This is a genomic window from Streptomyces sp. CA-142005, from assembly GCF_050942335.1.
GTDB lineage: Bacteria > Actinomycetota > Actinomycetes > Streptomycetales > Streptomycetaceae > Streptomyces.
On record NZ_CP192078.1, the window covers coordinates 6,161,911 to 6,183,235 of the forward strand.

Annotated in this window: 22 protein-coding genes; 10 read left to right on the top strand and 12 right to left on the bottom strand. The window is 71.8% G+C overall.

The features are described from left to right. Nucleotides 1-10 precede the first annotated feature (10 nt). Entirely contained in the window at nucleotides 11-1,051 is a 1,041-nt protein-coding gene (locus ACQPXS_RS28890; RefSeq protein WP_433452156.1) for an NAD(P)-dependent alcohol dehydrogenase, read from the top strand. A gap of 110 nt (nucleotides 1,052-1,161) precedes the next feature. On the opposite strand, the gene ACQPXS_RS28895 is transcribed toward ACQPXS_RS28890, so the two are convergent. The 4 genes from ACQPXS_RS28895 to ACQPXS_RS28910 form a co-directional block, all read right to left on the bottom strand. Beyond that, nucleotides 1,162-1,878: a hypothetical protein gene (locus tag ACQPXS_RS28895; protein ID WP_433452158.1), complete on the bottom strand. Its 717-nt coding sequence runs from the start codon at nucleotides 1,876-1,878 to the stop codon at nucleotides 1,162-1,164. 102 nt (nucleotides 1,879-1,980) lie between these two features. After that, on the bottom strand, nucleotides 1,981-2,724 hold the full coding sequence (locus ACQPXS_RS28900) for a methyltransferase domain-containing protein (RefSeq protein ID WP_433452159.1): 744 nt from the start codon (nucleotides 2,722-2,724) through the stop codon (nucleotides 1,981-1,983). A 133-nt stretch (nucleotides 2,725-2,857) separates the two neighbouring features. Beyond that, nucleotides 2,858-3,451: a DUF4291 domain-containing protein gene (locus ACQPXS_RS28905; protein WP_433452160.1), complete on the bottom strand. Its 594-nt coding sequence runs from the start codon at nucleotides 3,449-3,451 to the stop codon at nucleotides 2,858-2,860. Nucleotides 3,452-3,531: 80 nt separating this feature from the next. Then, nucleotides 3,532-4,650, bottom strand: coding sequence for a hypothetical protein (locus tag ACQPXS_RS28910; RefSeq protein WP_351798917.1), 1,119 nt, complete (start codon nucleotides 4,648-4,650; stop codon nucleotides 3,532-3,534). A 195-nt stretch (nucleotides 4,651-4,845) separates the two neighbouring features. On the opposite strand from ACQPXS_RS28910, the gene ACQPXS_RS28915 reads away from it, so the two are divergent. Further along, nucleotides 4,846-6,000 (top strand): cystathionine gamma-synthase, encoded by a 1,155-nt coding sequence (locus ACQPXS_RS28915; protein ID WP_433452161.1) that lies wholly within the window; start codon nucleotides 4,846-4,848, stop codon nucleotides 5,998-6,000. A gap of 103 nt (nucleotides 6,001-6,103) precedes the next feature. Here ACQPXS_RS28915 and ACQPXS_RS28920 read toward each other — a convergent pair whose 3' ends face one another. The 3 genes from ACQPXS_RS28920 to ACQPXS_RS28930 all read right to left on the bottom strand — a co-directional run bounded on the left by ACQPXS_RS28920 (nucleotide 6,104) and on the right by ACQPXS_RS28930 (nucleotide 7,668). Next, nucleotides 6,104-6,352, bottom strand: coding sequence for a hypothetical protein (locus ACQPXS_RS28920; protein ID WP_433452163.1), 249 nt, complete (start codon nucleotides 6,350-6,352; stop codon nucleotides 6,104-6,106). Nucleotides 6,353-6,482: 130 nt separating this feature from the next. Continuing rightward, complete coding sequence (locus tag ACQPXS_RS28925) at nucleotides 6,483-6,986, bottom strand: sigma factor-like helix-turn-helix DNA-binding protein (protein ID WP_351798926.1); 504 nt, start codon at nucleotides 6,984-6,986, stop codon at nucleotides 6,483-6,485. A 157-nt stretch (nucleotides 6,987-7,143) separates the two neighbouring features. Then, complete coding sequence (locus tag ACQPXS_RS28930; protein ID WP_356301722.1) at nucleotides 7,144-7,668, bottom strand: MarR family winged helix-turn-helix transcriptional regulator; 525 nt, start codon at nucleotides 7,666-7,668, stop codon at nucleotides 7,144-7,146. Between the two features lie 144 nt (nucleotides 7,669-7,812). On the opposite strand from ACQPXS_RS28930, the gene ilvA reads away from it, so the two are divergent. The 3 genes from ilvA to ACQPXS_RS28945 all read left to right on the top strand — a co-directional run bounded on the left by ilvA (nucleotide 7,813) and on the right by ACQPXS_RS28945 (nucleotide 11,123). Then, entirely contained in the window at nucleotides 7,813-9,042 is a 1,230-nt protein-coding gene (ilvA, locus tag ACQPXS_RS28935; RefSeq protein ID WP_433452165.1) for a threonine ammonia-lyase, read from the top strand. 240 nt (nucleotides 9,043-9,282) lie between these two features. Beyond that, nucleotides 9,283-10,269 carry an ATP-binding cassette domain-containing protein gene (locus ACQPXS_RS28940; RefSeq protein WP_433452167.1) on the top strand — a complete coding sequence of 329 codons (987 nt, stop codon included), beginning with the start codon at nucleotides 9,283-9,285 and terminating at the stop codon, nucleotides 10,267-10,269. Continuing rightward, on the top strand, nucleotides 10,266-11,123 hold the full coding sequence (locus tag ACQPXS_RS28945) for an ABC transporter permease (protein ID WP_390680395.1): 858 nt from the start codon (nucleotides 10,266-10,268) through the stop codon (nucleotides 11,121-11,123). The genes ACQPXS_RS28940 and ACQPXS_RS28945 overlap by 4 nt, the downstream gene beginning before the upstream one ends. A 104-nt stretch (nucleotides 11,124-11,227) precedes the next feature. Here the strand turns inward: ACQPXS_RS28945 and greA are convergent, their stop codons facing one another. After that, nucleotides 11,228-11,728: a transcription elongation factor GreA gene (gene greA / locus ACQPXS_RS28950; protein WP_351798939.1), complete on the bottom strand. Its 501-nt coding sequence runs from the start codon at nucleotides 11,726-11,728 to the stop codon at nucleotides 11,228-11,230. A gap of 194 nt (nucleotides 11,729-11,922) precedes the next feature. Further along, nucleotides 11,923-12,321, bottom strand: coding sequence for a DUF4307 domain-containing protein (locus tag ACQPXS_RS28955; protein WP_433452168.1), 399 nt, complete (start codon nucleotides 12,319-12,321; stop codon nucleotides 11,923-11,925). A 124-nt stretch (nucleotides 12,322-12,445) separates the two neighbouring features. Between ACQPXS_RS28955 and mca the strand changes: the two genes are divergently transcribed. Continuing rightward, nucleotides 12,446-13,306: a mycothiol conjugate amidase Mca gene (gene mca, locus ACQPXS_RS28960; protein WP_351800141.1), complete on the top strand. Its 861-nt coding sequence runs from the start codon at nucleotides 12,446-12,448 to the stop codon at nucleotides 13,304-13,306. Then, nucleotides 13,299-13,538, top strand: coding sequence for a hypothetical protein (locus ACQPXS_RS28965; protein ID WP_351798945.1), 240 nt, complete (start codon nucleotides 13,299-13,301; stop codon nucleotides 13,536-13,538). Before mca ends, ACQPXS_RS28965 begins: the two co-directional genes overlap by 8 nt. Before the next feature lie 8 nt (nucleotides 13,539-13,546). Here the strand turns inward: ACQPXS_RS28965 and ACQPXS_RS28970 are convergent, their stop codons facing one another. Then, on the bottom strand, nucleotides 13,547-16,750 hold the full coding sequence (locus ACQPXS_RS28970; RefSeq protein ID WP_433455994.1) for a tetratricopeptide repeat protein: 3,204 nt from the start codon (nucleotides 16,748-16,750) through the stop codon (nucleotides 13,547-13,549). Between the two features lie 205 nt (nucleotides 16,751-16,955). On the opposite strand from ACQPXS_RS28970, the gene ACQPXS_RS28975 reads away from it, so the two are divergent. Continuing rightward, a complete protein-coding gene (locus tag ACQPXS_RS28975) occupies nucleotides 16,956-17,366 on the top strand; it encodes a PPOX class F420-dependent oxidoreductase (RefSeq protein ID WP_433452169.1) in 411 nt (136 codons plus the stop codon). 27 nt (nucleotides 17,367-17,393) lie between these two features. Here the strand turns inward: ACQPXS_RS28975 and ACQPXS_RS28980 are convergent, their stop codons facing one another. Next, entirely contained in the window at nucleotides 17,394-17,801 is a 408-nt protein-coding gene (locus ACQPXS_RS28980) for a hypothetical protein (protein WP_433452170.1), read from the bottom strand. A 119-nt stretch (nucleotides 17,802-17,920) separates the two neighbouring features. On the opposite strand from ACQPXS_RS28980, the gene ACQPXS_RS28985 reads away from it, so the two are divergent. Beyond that, a complete protein-coding gene (locus ACQPXS_RS28985; RefSeq protein ID WP_433452171.1) occupies nucleotides 17,921-18,508 on the top strand; it encodes an ArsR/SmtB family transcription factor in 588 nt (195 codons plus the stop codon). A 282-nt stretch (nucleotides 18,509-18,790) separates the two neighbouring features. Here ACQPXS_RS28985 and ACQPXS_RS28990 read toward each other — a convergent pair whose 3' ends face one another. Next, entirely contained in the window at nucleotides 18,791-18,931 is a 141-nt protein-coding gene (locus ACQPXS_RS28990) for a hypothetical protein (RefSeq protein WP_433452173.1), read from the bottom strand. A 179-nt stretch (nucleotides 18,932-19,110) separates the two neighbouring features. Between ACQPXS_RS28990 and ACQPXS_RS28995 the strand changes: the two genes are divergently transcribed. Further along, nucleotides 19,111-21,153 carry a thioredoxin domain-containing protein gene (locus ACQPXS_RS28995; protein WP_433452174.1) on the top strand — a complete coding sequence of 681 codons (2,043 nt, stop codon included), beginning with the start codon at nucleotides 19,111-19,113 and terminating at the stop codon, nucleotides 21,151-21,153. The last annotated feature ends 172 nt before the right edge of the window (nucleotides 21,154-21,325 follow it).

Consider the following 21,325-nt stretch of genomic DNA (forward strand, 5'->3'; position numbering starts at 1 on the left):
GAACCCTGGCATGACCACTGTTGCTGCGTACGCCGCGCCCGCCGCGAAGGCTCCGCTGGAGCGGACCACCATCGAGCGGCGCGCGGTCGGCGAGTTCGACGTCCTGATCGACATCAAGTTCGCCGGTATCTGCCACTCCGACATCCACCAGGCCCGCGAGGGCTGGGGCGAGGCCATCTTCCCGATGGTGCCCGGCCACGAGATCGCGGGTGTGGTCTCCGAGGTCGGCCCCGGTGTGACGAAGTTCGCCGTCGGCGACCGGGTGGGCGTCGGCTGCATGGTCGACTCCTGCCGTGAGTGCGAGAACTGCCTCAAGGGCCTGGAGCAGTTCTGCCTCAAGGGCATGGTCGGCACGTACAACGCCGTCGGCAGGGACGGCGAGCCCACCTACGGCGGCTACTCCGAGAAGATCGTCGTCGACGAGAACTACGTCGTGCGCATCCCCGACGGCCTGTCGCTGGACGTGGCGGCCCCGCTGCTGTGCGCCGGCATCACCACCTACTCCCCGCTCAGGCACTGGAACGCGGGCCCCGGCAAGAAGGTCGCCGTGGTCGGACTGGGCGGCCTGGGCCACATGGCCGTCAAGATCGCGCACGCGATGGGCGCGGAGGTGACCGTCCTGTCGCAGTCCCTGCGCAAGAAGGACGACGGCCTGAAGCTGGGCGCCGACCACTACCACGCCACCAGCGACCCGAAGACCTTCCAGGAGCTGGCCGGCACCTTCGACATGATCGTCTCCACCGTCTCGGCCCCGATGGACTTCGGCGCGCTGCTGTCGCTGCTGAAGGTGGACGGCGCGCTGGTCAACGTGGGCGCGCCCGAGGAGCCCATCGCCCTGAACCTGTTCTCGGTGATCAGCGGCCGCAAGACCCTCGCGGGGTCGATGATCGGCGGCATCGCCGAGACCCAGGAGATGCTGGACTTCTGCGCCGCGCACGGCATCGGCGCCGAGATCGAGCTGATCAACGCCGAGCAGGTCAACGAGGCGTACGAGCGGGTGCTGTCGAGCGACGTCCGCTACCGCTTCGTGATCGACACGGCGACCATCTGACGGGCCCGCTTGGGGGACTCCGTCGCCGGGTGCGGGGTGCGGGGTGCGGGGTGCGGGGTGCCGGGTGGGGGTGCGCCGGTGAGCGCCCCGACCCCCGGCCCGCGCCGGCCCTAGCCGATCGCGAACCCTTCCCCCGCACGGTAGGCCCGCACGAGCACACCCCCGTCACCGCCCGGCCGTACGACGTGGGCGCGCCCCGCCCCCGCCACCCGGACCTCGCCGTCCACCACGTGGAGCAGGGTGTTCTCGTCCACGGCGACCCCGTACGGTGCCGTACCCCGCCCGACCACCGAGATCAGCCGCGCGAGCGTCCCCCACTGGGCGGCGTGCACGTCCACCGCGAACGGCACAAGGCCGAGCCCCGCCCGTACCTCGACCTCCGCCAGGTCCTCCCCGGTCTCCTCCGGGCACACCGGCGCCCCGTCCACCAGCCACCCTCCGACCACGGCCCGCCGCGCGGCGACGGCGGCACCGGCGGAGAACCCCGCGTACGGCATCCCGCGCCCGGCGAGCAGCGCCGGCAGCCGCTCCGGACAGTCCCGGAGCGCCTCCTGGTACGCGGGCGTCAGCCCACCGCACACCAGCAGCCCGTCGACCCCGTCCAGCGCCGCCTCCGGCTCGAACCGTCCGCCGAGCGGCACGAGCAACGGCACGGGCGTGACCGGTCCCGCCTTCCGCAGCACCTCGGCGTACCGCTCGAACTGCGCGGCCCCGTCCCCCTCGTCGACGATCAGACACCCGATCCGCCGGTCCCCTCCGACCGCGCGGACGAACGGCTCGTACACCTCGGCCGCGTCCCAGCCGCCGCCGATCAGAAACGTGCTCACCGGTTTCTCCCCCCTCTTGCTCCGCGGCCGTGACGGCTTCTGTGGCTGCCATGGCCTCGCGAACGGCGAATGTACGGGGAACGGCCGCCGTCGTCGTCGGAATTACAGGTCGGTCACCAGGAGGCGGTAACCGACGTCCACGGTCTCGTGCGTGAGCAACTCGGCGTGACGGCTGTGCCATCGGCCGGTCGCCAGGTCGTCCGCAAGCCGGGTCAGGCCCGGCGCGATGACGTCTTCGCCGGTCTGGGCGAGCAGGGAGATGCCCGCGCGTACCCGCGGATCGAGGTAGGCGTGCGGACGGCGCCAGTATGCGGCGGCGAATCCGTCCGTGCAGTCGTGGGGCACCGGAACCGGTTCCTGGCGTGCCCCGCCGAGCAGGGCGGCCAGCCGGTCGGTGGGGACGGCACGGGTGTCGTCGAACGCGGCCGCCTGGGGGAGGTACTCCCGCACGAGCCAGAACCGCTCGCGGAACACGCGCTGGTCCCAGGTCAGGACGACGATCCGGCGGCGGGCCACCCGGCGCAGCTCCCTGATTCCGGCGACCAGGTCGGTCCAGTGGTGGATGGTCAGGAGTGCCATGACGGCGTCGGCGGCATCGTCACGCAGGGGGAGGCGTTCCGCGACCGCCCGCACGGCGACCGCGGATCCGGGCGGGCGCTGGGCCAGCATGACCTGGCTGGGTTCGACCGCAAGGACCGTCTGCGGCGGTTCGTAGGAGCCGGTCCCCGCACCGATGTTGATCACATCCGTCACGTTGCCGAGCGCGGCGTGGATCTGCGCGGCGATCCGTCCGTCGGGCCGCCGGGTCCGGGCATAGGTCGCGCCGAGCGTGTCATAGGTCGCCATGCCGGTCAGTCTGCCCAGCCCATGCGTCGGACTGCCGCGGAGACGGTACGCGCCCGTGTCCGCCCGTAGCCCGCCGAGCTTGCGCTGCCATGTGGCCCATGGTGGCAGTCGGCTTCCGGACGGGCGTGCACGGTCACGAGTGCAGGTGCGCCAGTAGTCCGCCCTCGGCCGGGTACGGCCGCTCCTCGGGCAGCAGCCGGGTCGCCGCGTCCAGGTCGCCGCTGCCCACGAGTTCGTGGATCTCTCGGGCGAGAGGAGTCACGTCGCTGATGGAGAGGATCCACTCGTCCGCGTAGCGCTCCACGGCCTCACCGGAGAGCCCGAGTTGCAGCGAGCGGTACGGCAGGGGCTGCAGGTGCAGATCGCGCTCGGGGTCCCACTGGACGCGGGTCGGTGAGCGCTTCAACCGGCGTTGCCAGGTGCCGCGGTCGGGGTGCAGCCCGCGGTCGTAACTCGACAGGCACGCGTTGCGCAGCGCCCACTCGAAGCCGTCGCGGGCGATCTCGACAGCGAGTACGGTCTCCTGCCCCGGCTTCGTGCCCCAGCCGCAGCGGTACATCATCCACAGGAACGACGGCTTGATCCACGTCATCCGGCTCCGCTTCCACGAGGCGGGGAACCTTCCTTCCCGGACGGCGGGCAGGCCGAGTTCCGGAGAGTACGCCTGATAGACGGTGATCGTGGAGGCTCCATAGGTGGCGCGGATCTCACGCTGCGGTCGTTCCATGACGTACAGCGTCGGGCCGGTCCGCGCGGGTGGCCACCGATTTTCCTGGGGCGGCCCTTGAGCGCCTGCTCGGGCGTGGCTCAGCCGGGGAGGGTGGCCGGGCTGCCGCCGTTGGCCTCGTAACCGGCCACCGCCAGGGCGCGGTAGAGGGCGAACTCGGCGGCCGGGTCGGCGGACAGCGTCCAGGGCAGCGCGCCGACGTGCCCGTCGACCTGTATCAGCTGGTGCATGGCCTCCTGCCAGCGCTCGGCGCGGACCAGGAAGAAGATCAGCAGATGGCGGACGTGCGCGAGCATCGGGTCGTCGGGGCGGGCCGAGTGCACGGCGTGCAGGGCGCCGTGCATGGCCTTGGTGACGACCTCGCTCTGGTAGAAGCCCGCCACCAGGTTCACCTCGGGGAGGTGCTCGAAGACCGCGAACAGGGGCAGCGCGGCGAGCAGCGAGCCCTGCGGTGCGCGGGCCGCGGCGGCCTCGGCGAAGGAGTAGGCCTGCTCGCGCGAGCCGTGCCACTTCTCGCACCAGTAGTGCAGCGCCGCCAGGTGCGCACCCATGTGGTTCGGGGCGCGGTCGAGGATCTTCAGCCACAGCTGGTCGAACTCGGCCTGCGGGTAGGCGAGTCCACGCGCGATGGACAGCTCGACGATGTACGGCACCGGGTCCCCCGGAGCGAGCAGCGCCGCCTGCCCGCACGCGTCCCGCGCCTCCTCCATGATGATCCGGAAGTCGTCCGTGCCCGGCGTCGAGGTCCGCCAGGCCTGCTGGACCAGGAACTCCGCGTACACGGCGGCGCAGCCCGCGTCCTTGGGCTGCTCCGCCCGCCACACCCGCAGCCACTGGCCGCCCGGCGTCTCGTGCACCCCGCCGGGCCGCTGCTGCAGTTCCAGCGCGGCCGCGCCCGCGAACGCCTGCACCCGCTGCCAGCGCAGCTCACCCTCGGTCTCGGTGCCGGCCAGCAGTTGGGAGGCCGCGCGATAGTCCTGCGTGCGCTGCACCAGATCCAGGACGTCCAGCAGGTCCTGGTCCGGGCCCGGCATGCGCAGGTCCAGCTCCTCCTGGCGCACGAAGCCGTAGGCCGCCGGGTCGGCGGCGTCCGGGTGTCCCGGGGGAACCTGCTCGATCACGCCGCGCCTGCGCCGCATGACCGACAGCAGTACGAAGCTCAGCATGAGCAGCGCCATGAGCAGCCAGAGAATCGACATGCCTCAAGCGAACCAGACGCCGCCGACAATTGGCCAACCCCACCGCTGTGCTGTGGAAAAACTCCGGTCTTGTCCATGACAGGACACTCCGGGCGCGGTGACCGCACGGCCTCCACGCAGGGAAAACCCTTCGTCCGATGCCGCCCGAGCCCGGCGGGCGTCAGCATTCGGCCAAGCGCACTACGCTCGGTGCACATGAGCGACAGGCACATCAGTCAGCACTTCGAGACCCTCGCGATCCACGCGGGCAACACCGCGGATCCCCTCACCGGCGCGGTCGTCCCGCCGATCTACCAGGTCTCGACCTACAAGCAGGACGGCGTCGGCGGGCTGCGCGGCGGCTACGAGTACAGCCGCAGCGCCAACCCCACCCGCACCGCCCTCGAGGAGAACCTCGCCGCGCTGGAGGGCGGCCGGCGCGGCCTGGCCTTCGCGTCCGGCCTGGCGGCCGAGGACACCCTGCTGCGCACGCTGCTCAGCCCCGGTGACCACGTGGTGATCCCGAACGACGCCTACGGCGGCACCTTCCGCCTCTTCGCCAAGGTCGTCACCCGCTGGGGCGTTCAGTGGTCCGTCGCCGACACCAGCGACCCGGCCGCCGTACGGGCCGCGATCACCCCGAAGACCAAGGCCGTCTGGGTGGAGACCCCGTCCAACCCGCTGCTCGGGATCACCGACATCGCCGCCGTCGCTCAGGTCGCGCGCGACGCGGGTGCGAAGCTCGTCGTCGACAACACCTTCGCCACGCCGTACCTCCAGCAGCCGCTGTCGCTGGGCGCGGACGTCGTCGTCCACTCCCTGACCAAGTACATGGGCGGCCACTCGGACGTGGTCGGCGGCGCGCTGATCGTCTCCGACCAGGGCCTCGGCGAGGAACTGGCGTACCACCAGAACGCGATGGGCGCCGTCGCCGGCCCCTTCGACTCCTGGCTGGTGCTGCGTGGCACCAAGACCCTCGCGGTGCGGATGGACCGGCACAGCGAGAACGCCGGGAAGATCGCCGACATGCTGACCCGGCACCCGCGCGTGACCGGCGTGCTCTACCCGGGCCTGCCCGAGCACCCCGGCCACGAGGTCGCCGCGAAGCAGATGAAGGCCTTCGGCGGCATGGTGTCCTTCCGCGTCGAGGGCGGCGAGGAGGCCGCGGTCGAGGTGTGCAACCGGGCCAAGGTGTTCACGCTCGGCGAGTCGCTCGGCGGCGTCGAGTCCCTGATCGAGCACCCCGGCCGGATGACGCACGCCTCCGTGGTCGGCTCCGCGCTGGAGGTCCCCGGCGATCTGGTACGCCTGTCCGTGGGCATCGAGAACGTCGACGACCTGCTGGCCGACCTTCAGCAGGCGCTGGGCTGACACCAACGGCCCTCTGCCGCGGGGCCGGGCTGCGGAGGCCTGGCGGGGCCGGCTGGTGGGTGGCCGGTGGCCGTACCAGAAACTGCCGCCGCCGACCCGCGGCTCACCAGCCGGTGATCGACGGAGTCGTCTGGGAGGGCGGCTCCGTCCACGGGTGCACTCGGGCCGCCCACACGCTGAACGCGACGACCGCGGCGCAGGCCAGCAGCCACAGCACCCGGCGGACGAGCTGCCTGCGCCGCAGCAGGCGCTCGCCGCGGCGCACCGCCTCCGCGCCGAGGTCCGGCGGCACCGGTGCCGAGGCCTGCTCCATGATCTGCCGTGCGGCAGCTTCCCGTTCGGGCCGGTTCACGCCGCCCTCCTGATGCTCCGGCTTCCTGGAATCCGAGCGCTACTGGCACCCTCCCCGCGCACGGTGCTCTCGCCGCCCCGCCCGCTCGCCGCAGGCTGAGCACCCTCCACGCCGCCCACTCCGCACGCCCTCATGAAGGCGCCACCTCCCTGCCCGTCGCCCGTGGTGTGGGGCGGCTCGCTGGGTGGAGCAGTGTGGCTGTCGCGCGGTCGCAAATGGTGTGGACGCGGTCCCGTGGGAGGCCGAGGAGGGCCGCTGCCTGTTCCTCGGCGACGCCTTCGTAGAGGCGCAGCACCAGGATCAGCCGCTCCTGCGGGGTGAGCGCGGCGAGCGGGCTGCGCGGATCCGGGCGGGTCCGGCCGAAGGCGCCGTACTGGTGCCAGGTCGCGCGTGCGAAGCGGGTGGCGAGGTACTGGCGGGCGCAGTCGTACGGGTCCTCGCCGTGCAGCCGGTCCCAGCGGGCATAGGTGTGGGCGAGCGCGAGCGTCAGCAGGCGTCGCGCGCGCGGGTTGGCGTTCGGCGCCTCCGCGGTCAGCAGCGTGGCGGCATGCAGCAGACGTCCGGCCGCGCCCGCGACGAACGCCTCGAACTCCCGGGCCCGGCGGGCTCCTCGGGACACCTGCCGATCACGCACCGCGCCTCCCCCTAGAGGGGCCCTGTCCGGTACGGGACAGGTGAACCGCGTACGACGCAGGACCCGGTCTCATATGAGGCCAGCGGCGGGCCGGGGTCAAGACTCCGGCACCGACCGGTGCGTGTCCCCCGTGGGCCTCCGCGGTGGGCGGCCGCCCTCAGGACGCCGGGGTCTGTTCCCCCGGCGCGGTCCCCTGCACGGTCATCCGCGCGGACAGCGCGCCGTTGAACCGGGTCAGGAGCGTGCAGAACTGCTCGCGCTCCTCCGGTGCCCAGTCCTCCGTCAGCTCGGCCATCAGCTGACGCCGGGAGGAGCGCACCTCCTCCAGCCGGGCGACCCCGCGCGGGGACAGCTGGAGGACCACCGCCCGCCCGTCCTCGGGGTGCGAGGTGCGCTTGACGAGCCCGGTGTCGACCAGCGGAGCCACCTGCCGGGTGACCGTGGAGGAGTCGATGCCCATGCTCGCGGCGAGCGCCTTGACGCCCATCGGGCCTTCCTTGTCGAGGCGGTTGAGCAGCAGGTACGCCGCGCGGTCCATGGAGTTGCGCACCTGCCCGACCCCGCCGAGCCGCGTCTGTTCGGCACGCCGGGCGAACACCGCCACCTCGTGCTGGAGGGTGTCGAGAAGACCGGTGTCACCGACGGTCGTCATGTCCATCGACATTTCAGGTGTTGTGGGCATGGCCGGAGGCTCGCTTCATGAAGGGCTGCTGGGTTGGGGGACAGGGTACGCGGCCCGGCGGCGGGCCGTACCGGCGCTGCACAAACCGGTCTCGGAGCTTGGTCACAACCGCCGTGTACGACCGTGAACTGCGATGCTGGAGTCATGAGCTACAGCACGGCTGACTCCTTGCGTTCCGTCACCCTCGACGATGTGCGCGGCGCCCAGAAGATGCTCTCGGGTGTGGCGCGGGTGACCGCGATGGAGGGCAGCCGGCACCTGTCCCAGCTGGTCGGCGCACCGGTGCATCTGAAGTGCGAGAACCTGCAGCGGACCGGCTCGTTCAAGCTGCGCGGCGCCTACGTGCGCATCGCCGGTCTGCTGCCGGAGGAGCGGGCGGCCGGTGTGGTGGCCGCGAGCGCCGGGAACCACGCGCAGGGCGTGGCGCTGGCGTCCTCGCTGCTCGGGGTGCACTCCACGGTGTTCATGCCGAAGGGCGCCCCGCTGCCCAAGATCAGCGCGACGCGCGACTACGGCGCGGAGGTGCGCCTGCACGGCCAGGTGGTCGACGAGACGCTGGCCGCCGCCCAGGAGTACGCGGCCGAGACGGGCGCGGTGTTCATCCACCCCTTCGACCACCCGGACGTCATCGCCGGTCAGGGCACGGTCGGCCTGGAGATCCTGGAGCAGTGCCCGGAGGTGCGCACGATCGTCGTCGGCATCGGCGGCGGCGGTCTCGCGGCCGGGATCGCGGTGGCGGTGAAGGCGATCCGGCAGGACGTCAGGATCGTGGGCGTGCAGGCGGAGGGCGCGGCCGCCTACCCGCCCTCGCTGGCCGCCGGGCGTCCGGTCTCGGTGGAGAACCCGGCGACGATGGCCGACGGCATCAAGGTGGGGCGGCCGGGCCTGGTGCCGTTCGGGATCGTCAGGGATCTGGTCGACGAGGTGCGCACGGTCCGCGAGGACCAGTTGTCGGCCGCGCTGCTGCTGTGTCTGGAGCGGGCCAAGCTGGTGGTGGAGCCGGCCGGGGCGAGCCCGGTCGCGGCGCTGCTGGGCGCGCCGGACACCTTCGAGGGGCCGGTCGTCGCGGTGCTCTCCGGGGGCAACGTGGACCCGGTGCTGATGCAGCGGGTGCTGCGGCACGGCATGGCCGCACAGGGCCGCTACCTGGCCGTTCGGCTCCGGCTGACGGACCGCCCGGGTGCCCTCGCCACGCTCCTCGGGGTGTTGTCAGTGGTCGACGCTAATGTCCTCGACGTGAGTCACGTACGAACCGACCCCCGGCTCGGGCTCACGGAGGCGGAGGTGGAGCTGCACCTCGAGACGAAGGGCCCGGCGCACTGCGCCGAGGTCGGACAGGCCCTGCGGGACGCGGGTTACACGGTCATCGGCTGAGAGTCCCCGCTCCCGCTCCCGCCTGCCGACTGCCGGCTCGTGGCTTCCGGTCCGGACCCCATCGGTCACTCGTTCGAGTCAATCCCCGATCCAGCCCATTGAGTGACGCGATACATCGCGTTATGGTGTGGTGGCCGCCGGTCGTCTGCCCACAGGAAAACCGCGGGCGGAGCGGGGCGCGCAAACCTAGCCTTTCCGAAGAATCCCGGACGACGATCCCCGACGACGTGGAGAACAGATATGCCAGGCGCCATCCATGCCGAAGGCCTGGTGAAGACCTTCGGCGACGTAAGGGCTCTAGACGGCGTAGACCTGGACGTGCCGGAAGGCACGGTCCTCGGCCTCCTGGGGCCGAACGGCGCCGGCAAGACGACGACCGTCCGCTGCCTGACGACCCTGCTGCGCCCCGACAGCGGCAAGGCGGTCGTCGCGGGCGTGGACGTCCTGAAGGACCCCGACGCCGTACGCCGCTCCATCGGCCTGTCCGGCCAGTTCGCGGCGGTCGACGAGTATCTGACCGGCCGGGAGAACCTGGTGATGGTCGGGCAGCTGTACCAGATGAAGGGCAAGGCGGCGAAGGCACGCGCGGCGGAGCTGCTGGAGCAGTTCAACCTCGCGGACGCCGCCGACCGCCCCGCCAAGACCTACTCCGGAGGCATGCGCCGCCGGCTCGACCTCGCCGCGGCCCTCGTGGTCTCGCCACCGGTGATGTTCATGGACGAGCCGACGACCGGCCTGGACCCGCGCAACCGCCAGCAGCTGTGGGAGGTCATCAAACAGCTCGTCTCCGGCGGCACGACGCTGCTGCTCACCACCCAGTACCTGGAGGAGGCCGACCACCTCGCCCACGACATCGCGGTGGTCGACCAGGGCCGGGTCATCGCCAAGGGCACCTCCGACCAGCTCAAGGCCCGCACCGGCGGCGAGCGCGTCGAGGTCGTGGTGCACGAACGCGACCACATAACGAGCGCCACCGAGGTGTTGCGCGGCTTCGGCAAGGGCGAGCTCACGGTCGAGGAGCACACCCGCAAGCTCACGGTCCCGGTGACCGGCGGCGCCAAGCTGCTCGCCGAGATCATCCGCGAGCTGGACACCCGGGGGATCGAGATCGACGACATCGGGCTGCGCCGCCCCACCCTCGACGACGTCTTCCTGTCGCTGACGGGACACGTGGCCGAGATCCCCGCCCAGGACAACGAGGCGACCGCCAAGGAGGCCGTGAAGTGAGCGCCGTCAGCGAAGCCGTGCGGGTGGCCCCGCCGGGCAACCCCATCAGCCGCTCCTTCCGCGACTCGATGGTCGTGGCGAAGCGGAACCTCATCCGCATGTCGCGGATCCCCGAGATGATCATCTACGGGCTGATCCAGCCGATCATGTTCGTGGTGCTGTTCACCTACGTGTTCGGCGGTTCCATGCAGATCGGCGGCAGCACCAGCGCCGTCGACTACAAGAACTTCCTCATGGCGGGCATCTTCGCGCAGACCGTCACGTTCGCCACCGCAAGTTCCGGCGCCGGAATCGCCGACGACATGCACAAGGGGCTCATCGACCGGTTCCGCTCCCTGCCGATGGCGCGCGGCGCGGTGCTGACCGGGCGCACCATCGCCGACCTGGTGCAGACGGCCGTGACCCTGGTCGTGCTGGCCGTGGTCGCCCTGCTGGTCGGCTGGCGCGTGGGGTCCGACGGCGACACGAACGCCGGCAAGGTGCTCGCCGCGTTCGGCCTGCTGCTCCTGCTCGGCTACGCGTTCACCTGGATCGGCGCCCTGATCGGCATGTCCGTGCGCACCCCCGAGGCGGCCACGTCCAGCGGACTGATCTGGCTGTTCCCGGTGACGTTCATCTCGAATGCCTTCGTGGACCCCACCCATATGACGCCGTGGCTGCGGCACATAGCCGAGTGGAACCCCTTCAGCGCCACCGCGCAGGCCTGCCGCGTGCTCTTCGCCAACCCCGGCCGGTCCACCTCGCAGGCCTGGCCCATGGAGCACCCGGTCTGGGCCTCGCTGATCTACTCGGTCCTGATCATCGCCGTCTTCCGCAGCCTCGCGGTCCGCAAGTACCGCTCGGCCACCGCCTGACGGCTCCGGCACGGCTTCGGGCACGCCTCGGGGCATGGCAAAGCCCCCGGTGCCGGGCGGGATCCGCCGGGCACCGGGGGCTCAAGATCACAGGGGCGGGTGGATCAGCCCGAGTACGGCTCGGCCTTCAGGATCCGCACCGAGGCCTTCTTGCCGTTCGGCAGTTCGTACTCCGCGTCCTCGCCGACCTTGTGGCCGATGACTCCGGCGCCGAGCGGGGACTGCGGCGAGTACGTCTCGATGTCGGCGCTCGCGTACTCGCGGGAGGCGAGCAGGAACGTCATCGTGTCGTCCTCGTCACCGTCGAAGGCGATCGTGACGACCATGCCCGGCGCGACGGCACCGTCGGCGGAGGCCGGGGCCTCGCCCACCTTGGCGTTCTCGAGAAGCTGGGTCAGCTGCCGCACGCGCAGCTCCTGCTTGCCCTGCTCCTCCTTGGCCGCGTGATACCCGCCGTTCTCACGCAGGTCGCCCTCCTCGCGCGCGGCCGCGATCTTGGCGGCGATCTCCGTGCGCGCAGGACCAGTAAGGTACTCAAGCTCGTCCTTGAGCTTGTTGTACGCCTCCTGGGTCAGCCAGGTGACGTTCTCGCTGGTCTGGGTCACAGGGTGCTCCTCGTCGGTACTGGGAATACAAAGCATCGCCCTACCCAGAAGAATGTTCCCTCTTGGATGGGCGAAACCACGAGCCTAACAATTCAAGGCCGGAAGGGGGAGGACATAAGCCATCAGAATCACATCAACGCAGGTCAGTGTGTACGTATTCCGGGTGAAGTCGGGAAGTGTCCGGCCGGCCCCGGTCAGGCGGTATGGCAGCCGAGCAGCTCGGCCGTGGTGCCCTTCGCCGTCGTACGCAGCGTGACGACCTTGTCGATACGCGTGGCCGACCCGCTGAAGCGGAAGTCGGCCCGGCCCACCTCGGAGCCGTCCGCCGCCTGCGAGCGCAGGGTGCAGTAGCCCGAGGTGCCGGAGTCCTTGTGGACCTCCAGATGCACCGTGACCGCGCTGTCCGTGGCGTCGAAGGCGATCACCTGGGCGCTGATCTTGTTCTCCACGACATAGTGGTAGGCGAAGTAACCGACCAGTGCGAGCAGGACCGCGCCGAGCACCGCACCGGCGACCTTGAGCTTGCGGTCCGCACGCTCGTCCGAGGAACGGCCGTAGCGGCCCTCGGGCAGCCGCGCGCTCGCCGTACTCATGATCGTCCTCTCCGCGGAATTATTCGCCCCCCGATTCCGTCACTATAGAAGCCGCCGACTGCGCCCGGAGCCACGGGGGCGCCGACTTACCGAGGATTGAGTCTTGACTGACCAGTTGCGACTGATGGCCGTTCACGCGCACCCCGACGACGAGTCCAGCAAGGGCGCGGCCACCATGGCGAAGTACGTGTCCGAGGGGGTGGACGTGCTGGTGGTGACGTGCACCGGCGGAGAGCGCGGGTCCATCCTCAATCCGAAGCTCCAGGGCGACACGTACATCGAGGAGCACATCCACGAGGTGCGCAAGAAGGAGATGGACGAGGCCCGCGAGATCCTCGGGGTCAAGCAGGAGTGGCTCGGCTTCGTCGACTCCGGCCTGCCCGAGGGCGACCCGCTGCCGCCGCTGCCCGAGGGCTGCTTCGCCCTGGAGGACGTCGACAAGGCGGCCGGCGAGCTGGTGCGCAAGATCCGCGCCTTCCGCCCGCAGGTGATCACCACCTACGACGAGAACGGTGGTTACCCGCACCCCGACCACATCATGACCCACAAGATCTCCATGGTGGCGTTCGAGGGCGCGGCGGACACCGAGAAGTACCCGGAGGCCGAGTACGGCCCCGCCTACCAGCCGCAGAAGCTGTACTACAACCAGGGCTTCAACCGCCCCCGCACCGAGGCGCTGCACCAGGCGATGCTCGACCGCGGCCTGGAGTCGCCGTACGGGGAGTGGCTCAAGCGCTGGAGCGAAATGGAGCGCACCGAGCGCACGCTGACCACGCACATTCCGTGCGCGGACTTCTTCGAGATCCGCGACAAGGCGCTGATCGCGCACGCCACGCAGATCGACCCCGACGGCGGCTGGTTCAGGGTGCCGATGGAGCTGCAGAAGGAGGTCTGGCCGACGGAGGAGTACGAGCTGGCGAAGTCGCTCGTGGACACCTCCCTCCCCGAGGACGACCTCTTCGCGGGCATCCGCGACAATGCCTGACATGAGTGCAAGCGTGAGCCTGGCAGTGACGCACCTCGTCCCCCTCGCCAAGGAGGTCGACGAGAACAAGGTCACCCCCGGCGTCCTCGGCTTCATCGTCTTCGCGGTGATGGCCCTGGCGGTGTGGGGACTGATGAAGTCGATGAGCAAGCACATGAACAAGGTCGACTTCAAGGAGTCCCCGGACCCGGAGGCCGAGCAGAAGGCCGACTCCGCCGCACGGCGGAGCTGACCCGGGCCTCAGCGCCCCGCCGGTACCGCCACCCCCATCACCTCCCGGGCGTGGCGGTCCGGCGTCATACGCAGCCGCCAGGCCTGCCAGCCGTCCTCCAGGCTGATCCCGCGCTCCAGCAGCAGGGCGTAGGCCGGGACGTAGTCGGCCAGCTTCTCGTCCCGCAGGGGATGGCCGGCGCGGGCCAGCTGGGCCAGCTCCTCCTGGGCGACCGCCGTGCCCACCTCCACCCCGCCGGGCGCCGCGTAGGGCAGCAGGGTGCAGCGCAGGAAGCGGGCCCAGTCCTCGCCGCGCCGGTCGCCGTAGGAGACGAACAGATCCAGCGCCTCGTCCGCCAGGGCCAGCGCGGCCTGCGTACGGGCATTGCCCGCGTCGACCACCGCCAGCTCCAGACAGGTCCACGCCTCGCCGTGGGCGACGCCGATCCGCTGGAAATCGGCGCGGGCGTCCACCAGGAGCTGCCGGGCGAAGCCGGAGTTGCGCAGCGAGCCGGTCTGCGCGGCCCGCTGGTCGCGGGTGACCCGCGCCGAGTGGTGCCGGGCGCAGGCCAGGCCGTAGACGTCCCGCATCCGGGAGAACATCGTGCGGGACCGCTCGAGGTCGCGCACCGCCAGGTCCAGATCGCCGGCCTCCTCCAGTGCCTGGCCCAGGTAGTACAGCGTCCAGGCCTCGCCGCGTGCGTCCTCGTTCTCCCGGTGCCGGGCGGCGGCCTGCCTGAGGCTGTCCACGGCCGGTGCGGCGTCGCCGGCCACCAGGCGGGCCCGGGCCAGCTGGGTCAGTGCCCAGGCCTCCCCGCGCGCGTCCTGCGTACGGCCGTACCGCTCCAGGGCCGCCCGCAGCTCCGACTCCGCCCGTGGCACGTCCCCCATCCGCAGCGCCAGCTGGCCGAGCTGGAAGTGCGCCCATGCCTCGCCGTGCACCGAGCCGCCCTCGCGGTGCAGCACCAGGGAGCGGGTCAGCAGCTCCAGCGCCTCCGCCAGCCGGGCCCGGTCCCGCTGGACGGCGGCCAGGGCGTGCATCGTCCAGGCCCGGTCCGTGGCCAGCTGCGGCGCCGCCTGCAGATCCAGTGCCTCCTGCAGCTTGGCCGCGGCCTCGGTGAGATTGCCCTGGTGGTGCAGGGTGATCCCGAGCGAGCCCAGGGCACGGGCCGCGCCCGCGTCGTGGTGCGCCTCCCGGTACAGGTCCACCACCGAGGCCAGCGTGGTGCGCGCCTTGTCCAGTTCGCCCAGCTGCCGGGCCGCGATACCGGTGCGCCACTGCACCGAGCGCACCAGCAGCCCCTGGTCCACGGCCTGCGCCAGCTCGCTGATCTCCCCGAGCCGGTACAGGTCGCCGCGCAGCAGGCAGTAGTCGCACAGCGCGCCCAGCAGGTTCTGCACCGCTCGCTGGTCCACGCCCTCCGCGTGGCGCAGGGCCGCGGTGATGAAGCTGGACTCGTCGTCCAGCCACCGCAGTGCCTCGTCCAGCGAGGTGAACCCGTGCGGGCCGAACTGGTGCGAACGCGTCGACATGTTCCCGTCGACCAGGCGCAGCACCGAGTCGGCCAGATCCGCGTAGTTCACGATCAGCCGTTCCTGAGCCGCGGCGCGCTCGGCCGGGTCCTCCTCGTCCAGCAGCCGGGCCTCTGCGAAGGCGCGCACCAGGTCGTGCAGCCGGTAGCGGCTGCCGCGCACATGGTCGAGGAGGCCGGCCCGGGCGAGGTCGGCGAGATGCCGCGTGGCCTCGGCCTCGTCCGTGGCGAGCAGAGCGGCGGCCGCCGCGGCGCCCAGCGAGGTCCGGCCCGCGAGCGCGAGCCGGCGCAGCAGCCGGCGCGCGGGCTCCGGCTGGTCGGTGTAGGGCAGCCACAGGGCACGCTCCACCGGCTCCACCGGGCCGTACGCGCCGAGGTCCGTGGCCAGCTGCCGGGGCGAGCGCGGGCCGAGCGCGGAGCCGGCGATCCTGAGCGCCAGCGGCAGCCCGCCGGCGAGCTCGCGGATCCGGTCGGCGGACTCGGCGTCGTACGGCCCTGACGCGTCCTCGGCGACGAGACCGAGCAGTTCCTCGGCGCCCGCCGCGTCCAGCGCCTCGACCGGCAGATCGTGCACCCAGGCCGGCAGGTCCGCCGGCAGGTCCAGGGCCGTACGGGCGGTGACCAGGACCAGGCTGTCGGAGCGCTCGGGGACCAGCGCCCGCACCTGCTCCGGGTCCGAGGCGTCGTCCAGCACGATCGTCACCGGCAGGCCGGACAGATGCTGGTGGTACAGCTCGCCGAGCCGCTTGACCTGCTGGTCGGGGGAGGAGCGCTCCCGGAACAGCAGCTGCTCGCGGGGCGCGCCGAGCCGGTTGAGCAGATGCAGCAGGGCGTCCCGGGTCGCCAGCGGCGCCTCCTCCCGCCGGCCGCCGCGCAGGTCCACGACCACCGCGCCCCGGAAGTGGTCCCGCAGCTCGTGCGCCGCGCGCACCGCGAGCGTGGTCCGGCCCGAGCCGGGCTCGCCGTGCAGCACGACCACCGTGGGCCGGGTCTCCGAGGCCGCCCGGGCGGACTGTGCCCACTGCCGGATCCGCGCCAGCTCCGCCCGGCGCCCCGCGAACGGGCCGTCGGCGTCCGGGAGTTGCCCGAACGACTGCTCCAGCACCGTACGCCGGCGGGCCGCCGCGCTCTTGTCCGCGCCGCGCAGCGCCGGACCGCCCTTCTTCTTCGGGGCCGTGGAGGCGGTCAGCACCCGCTGCTGGTCGAGGAACGGGCGGATGCCGCGCACCTCCAGCGCGGTCAGCCACTGCAGCCGCAGCTGCTCGGGCCCGCCGGGCTGGCCGGCCGCGCCCGCCCGGTGGTGCGCGGCGGGCAGATGGGCGCCGGCCACCTTCACCACGGAGGCGGCGGCACCGACCACGCCCGCGGCGACGCCCGCGCCGACCGCCGTACCGGTACCGGTGCCGAGGGAGAGGTCGGCCACGGCCGCCGCCACCGCGGCAACCGCCGCCACCAGCAGGGCGGTTCCGGCGCCCTGGCGGGCGTACCGCTGCCCGAAGGTGAGCCGGCCCGCCTCGGTCTCCTCCAGCGCGCGGATGTAGGCCTCGTACTCCTCGCCGGCCGCCCCCGCCATCGCCTCCAGCGCACCGCGCGCCCGCGACAGCAGCAGTTGCCCGTCGATCCGTCCGCCGGAGCGCCGTACCTCCTCCTCGACGGCCCGTACCAGCAGCCGCTCGGCCTCCGCCCGATGGCCGTCCCGCATGTCCCGTCCCCCTCCGGTGACAACTTCCTTGTCCACGAGTGTCCTTCGTGGGGCGCGGAATCGGGAGGGGTGGTCGCCGGTGGGGAGTTGGGGAGGTGCGGCAACGTCCTTGTGAGCGCGTGCCGTTCGGCGCGAGGCAACGGCGGCCAATGCCCGGGGGCCAATTCGGTCGACAGCCGGCCACGGGCCGACCTAGGGTCCGGGCGTGACAGCCGCCTTGAACGATGCCGTACGTACGTTGCTGGACGCTGCGGTTCCCGCCGTCCTGGGCACGGTGAACGCGGACGGGAGCCCGCAGACCTCGGTCGTCTGGGTGGGCCGCGACGAGGACGACCTGCTCGTGTCGACGGCCGCCGGTCGCCGCAAGGAGCGGAACGTACGCCGGGACGGGCGGGTGAGCCTGACGGTGTACGACCCGGTGGACCCCCTGCGGTACGTCGAGGTGCGCGGCACGGCGACGGTCACCGAGGACGTCGGCCGTGAACTGGCCGTCAGGCTGGCGGAGCGGTACGAGGGTCCTGGCGCCGGCCAGGAGTACCTTGAGCTGCCACCGGAGGTGACGCGCGTGGTGATACGGATCAGCCCCCTGCGGGTTCTGGGCACGCTCACCGGCTGAGTGCCCTGCGAGGACGTGCTCGGCCCTTCAACGCCGGGCGGTCCGCCACCGCTTGCCCACCGCCAGGTACACACACGCCGCCGCCAGCGCCCCCTCCGCCACGGCGCACAGCAGCGCCTCGGCCAGCGGGGCGCCCGTGCCCGCTGTCGTTATGTCGAACCAGGCGTCCAGCACCGCCACCGACGCGGTCGCCGAAGCCGTCAGTCGGGACCTCTGATCTCCGCGCAGGCCGAGCAAGGCCGTTGCGGCGCAGCCCGTGGCCATGAGGACGTCGAGGCCGATCCAGGCCAGGGGCCAGTGGTCGACCTCCGTGCTGCCCGGCAGGGTCAGGGCCAGCACCACCGTCCACGGGACCAGCAGGACCGCCGCCGCCCCCAGCAGGACCCAGGGCCACTTCTTCCGCGCGTCCCCGGTCACCCTCGCACTCACGCCCATGTCCGCCCCCTTCTCGTCGTCCTTCGACCGCTTCCACCGTAGACCGCAGAGAAAATTCTGCAAAGAAAACTCGGCAGACATCGGGGACTTCTCAGGGTCCTCAGGGTTACCGTGACCGCATGACCGACGGCACGCCCGAGATGACCAGCCTGGAGCGCACCGCTCTCTACAAGTCCCTCGGCAACCCCCTGCGCCGCCGGATCCTCGACTACCTCGGCCGGCACGGCGAGGCCAACTCCACCGTGCTCGCCCGCGAACTCGGCGAAAGTTCCGGCACCACCAGCTACCACCTGCGCAAACTCGCCGAGCAGCGGCTCATCGAGGAGATCCCGGAGAAATCCGGCGGGCGCGAGCGATGGTGGCGGGCGCTGCCCTTCCGGCACACCACGCCCGACCCCGCCGCGATGACCCCCGAGGAGTACGAGGCCGCCGCCCGGCTCGCCCATCTGAAGATCGAGTTCGACACCGCCCTGTACCGCCGCGCCCACGAGGAGTACCGCGGCCCCGAGGGCTGGGCCCAGGTCCAGCGTCACGGCACCTGGCTGACCCGGGAGGAACTCGTCGACTTCATGCGGGAGTACCGCGCGCTGCTCGACCGCTACGGCCGTTCGCGCGAGGAGGCCCCGGACGGGGCGCGCCCGGTGCTCATGCGTTTCTACGCCGTCCCCGAGCCCGTGGAAGAGCGAAACGGCGAACCGACGGGCTGACCGCCCCAGCCTGCCGGAGGGCGCGTCGTCCCGACCGAGGACCCGGCGTCAGCGCGAGAGGGTGAGCAGGCGCCGGAAACCCCGGGACACGCGCGTTGGTGTACCAACCACACCAGCCACGCTGGGCCTGGTGGGCCGTCGGAATCGTGGTTCCGGTGGTGGGAATTCTCGTCACGGTCCTGGTGGGCCGACCGGGCTCGTCGGACGACAAGAGCGCGGCGCCGGCGCCCACACGGTCGGCCCCCCCCCGGCCTGCTCCTCCTGCGCGGACCAGTCCGCCGATCAGCCCTCCGGGGAACCCGGCGAGACTGCCCCGGCGGCGAAGACGGCGTTCGGCCCCCAGGTCATCGAGGCCGGCACCACCAACTCGGGGTCGTACATCGAGGTCGACACGTCGGAACCGGTCGTGGTGGCAAACTCCACCCCCCTCTACCTTGCCGGCCACACGCGGCGGACGCTTCTGCCCGACGACCACCGGGGGCCGTACCGTCTCCCTCAAGCTCCCTCAAGGTGATCACCGCTCCGCCCGCCGGTCCGGCGAAACTCGAGGTCGCCGTCTGGGGCTGACGCCGGCCTGCACGGTACTGCGGCAGGATGGGGGTATGCCGAACCGACTGGCTCACGAGACGTCCCCCTATCTCCTCCAGCACGCCGACAACCCGGTCGACTGGTGGCCCTGGTCGGCCGAGGCCTTCGGCGAGGCCCGCAAGACGAACAAACCCGTTCTGCTGAGCGTCGGGTACAGCAGCTGTCACTGGTGCCATGTCATGGCTCACGAATCCTTCGAGGACCATGCCACCGCCGACTACCTCAACGAGCACTTCGTCAACATCAAGGTCGACCGCGAGGAACGCCCCGACGTGGACGCCGTCTACATGGAGGCCGTGCAGGCCGCCACCGGGCAGGGCGGCTGGCCCATGACCGTCTTCCTCACCCCGGACGCCGAGCCCTTCTACTTCGGGACCTACTTCCCGCCCGCGCCCCGGCACGGCATGCCGTCCTTCCGGCAGGTGCTGGAGGGCGTGCAGCAGGCCTGGAGCACCCGTCGCGGCGAGGTCGCGGAGGTAGCCGGGAAGATCGTGCGCGACCTCGCCCAGCGGGAGATCGTCCGGCACGGCGACCGCGCGCCCGACGAGCAGGAACTCGCGCAGGCGCTGCTCGGGCTGACCCGGGAGTACGACCCGCAGCGCGGCGGATTCGGCGGGGCGCCGAAGTTCCCGCCGTCCATGGTGCTGGAGTTCCTGCTGCGGCACCACGCCCGCACCGGTGCCGAGGGCGCGCTGCAGATGGCGCAGGACACGTGTGAGCGGATGGCCCGCGGGGGCCTCTACGACCAGCTCGGCGGCGGGTTCGCCCGGTACTCCGTCGACCGTGACTGGGTCGTGCCGCACTTCGAGAAGATGCTGTACGACAACGCGCTGCTCTGCCGCGTGTACGCCCATCTGTGGCGGGCCACGGGATCGGACCTCGCCCGGCGGGTGGCCCTGGAGACCGCCGACTTCCTCGTGCGCGAACTGCGCACGGACGACGGCGGGTTCGCCTCGGCGCTCGACGCCGACAGCGACGACGGGAGCGGGCGGCACGTCGAGGGCGCGTACTACGTGTGGACGTCCGAGCGGCTGCGCGCCGTCCTCGGGGAGGCGGACGGCGACCTCGCCGCCCGGTACTTCGGCGTGACCGACGAGGGCACCTTCGAGCACGGCCAGTCCGTCCTCCAACTGCCGCAGGACAACAGCGTCTTCGACGCGGGGAAGATCGCCTCCATCAGGGAACGGCTCCTCGCCGAGCGCGCCGGACGTCCCGCACCCGGCCGGGACGACAAGGTCGTCGCGGCCTGGAACGGCCTCACCATCGCCGCGCTCGCCGAGACCGGCGCCTACTTCGACCGGCCCGACCTGGTCGAGGCCGCCCTCGGCGCCGCCGACCTGCTCGTCCGGGTCCACCTCGACGAGCACGCGCGGCTCGCCCGCACCAGCAAGGACGGCAGGGTCGGACCCAACGCGGGCGTGCTGGAGGACTACGCCGACGTCGCCGAGGGCTTCCTCGCGCTCGCGTCGGTGACGGGCGAGGGCGTCTGGCTCGATTTCGCCGGTCTGCTCCTCGACCATGTGCTCGCCCGCTTCACCGACCCCGAGACAGGCGCCCTGTTCGACACCGCGTCGGACGCCGAGCGGCTGATCCGCCGGCCGCAGGACCCCACCGACAACGCCACCCCGTCGGGCTGGACCGCGGCGGCCGGTGCCCTGCTGGGCTATGCCGCGCACACCGGCTCCGAACCGCACCGGACCGCCGCCGAGCGGGCGTTGGGGATCGTGAAGACCCTCGGGCCGCGCGTACCCCGGTTCATCGGCTGGGGGCTCGCCGTCGCCGAGGCCCTCCTCGACGGGCCGAAGGAGGTCGCCGTCGTCGGACCGGGGCCCGACCTCGCGGACGAGAAGACGGCCGCCCTGCACCGTACGGCACTTCTCGGTACGGCCCCCGGTGCCGTCGTCGCCGTCGGCACTGCGGACAGTGACGAGTTCCCGCTCCTCGCCGACCGGCCCCTGCAGCAGGGCGAACCGACCGCGTACGTCTGCCGTAACTTCACCTGCGACGCGCCGACGACCGATCCGGAACGGCTGCGCGCCTCCCTCAACAGGCGCTGAGCATCCACAACCCAAGGGCGGCAGAAGTGTGAACTGTCCGAAACGGAGCACGTGTTCGGATAGATCCCACTACTCGCACCACCGTTCCGAAACAAGCTATTTATCGGAAGAGCTCCCACACTTCACAGATCCCCCCTACGCTCTCCACTGCGGGTCGACGGGTGGTGACTCA

Bases quoted from the DNA above. Each gene is read 5' to 3' on its own strand.
- ACQPXS_RS28930 (WP_356301722.1), bottom strand. From the start codon at position 7,668: ATGCCCACAACACCTGAAATGTCGATGGACATGACGACCGTCGGTGAC.
- ACQPXS_RS28985 (WP_433452171.1), top strand. From the start codon at position 17,921: ATGACCGACGGCACGCCCGAGATGACCAGCCTGGAGCGCACCGCTCTC.
- ACQPXS_RS28970 (WP_433455994.1), bottom strand. From the start codon at position 16,750: ATGCGGGACGGCCATCGGGCGGAGGCCGAGCGGCTGCTGGTACGGGCC.
- ACQPXS_RS28890 (WP_433452156.1), top strand. From the start codon at position 11: ATGACCACTGTTGCTGCGTACGCCGCGCCCGCCGCGAAGGCTCCGCTG.
- ACQPXS_RS28915 (WP_433452161.1), top strand. From the start codon at position 4,846: ATGAGCGACAGGCACATCAGTCAGCACTTCGAGACCCTCGCGATCCAC.
- ACQPXS_RS28900 (WP_433452159.1), bottom strand. From the start codon at position 2,724: ATGGCGACCTATGACACGCTCGGCGCGACCTATGCCCGGACCCGGCGG.
- ACQPXS_RS28940 (WP_433452167.1), top strand. From the start codon at position 9,283: ATGCCAGGCGCCATCCATGCCGAAGGCCTGGTGAAGACCTTCGGCGAC.
- ACQPXS_RS28955 (WP_433452168.1), bottom strand. From the start codon at position 12,321: ATGAGTACGGCGAGCGCGCGGCTGCCCGAGGGCCGCTACGGCCGTTCC.
- ACQPXS_RS28980 (WP_433452170.1), bottom strand. From the start codon at position 17,801: ATGGGCGTGAGTGCGAGGGTGACCGGGGACGCGCGGAAGAAGTGGCCC.
- ilvA (WP_433452165.1), top strand. From the start codon at position 7,813: ATGAGCTACAGCACGGCTGACTCCTTGCGTTCCGTCACCCTCGACGAT.
- ACQPXS_RS28965 (WP_351798945.1), top strand. From the start codon at position 13,299: ATGCCTGACATGAGTGCAAGCGTGAGCCTGGCAGTGACGCACCTCGTC.
- ACQPXS_RS28905 (WP_433452160.1), bottom strand. From the start codon at position 3,451: ATGGAACGACCGCAGCGTGAGATCCGCGCCACCTATGGAGCCTCCACG.
- ACQPXS_RS28995 (WP_433452174.1), top strand. From the start codon at position 19,111: ATGCCGAACCGACTGGCTCACGAGACGTCCCCCTATCTCCTCCAGCAC.
- ACQPXS_RS28910 (WP_351798917.1), bottom strand. From the start codon at position 4,650: ATGTCGATTCTCTGGCTGCTCATGGCGCTGCTCATGCTGAGCTTCGTA.
- mca (WP_351800141.1), top strand. From the start codon at position 12,446: ATGGCCGTTCACGCGCACCCCGACGACGAGTCCAGCAAGGGCGCGGCC.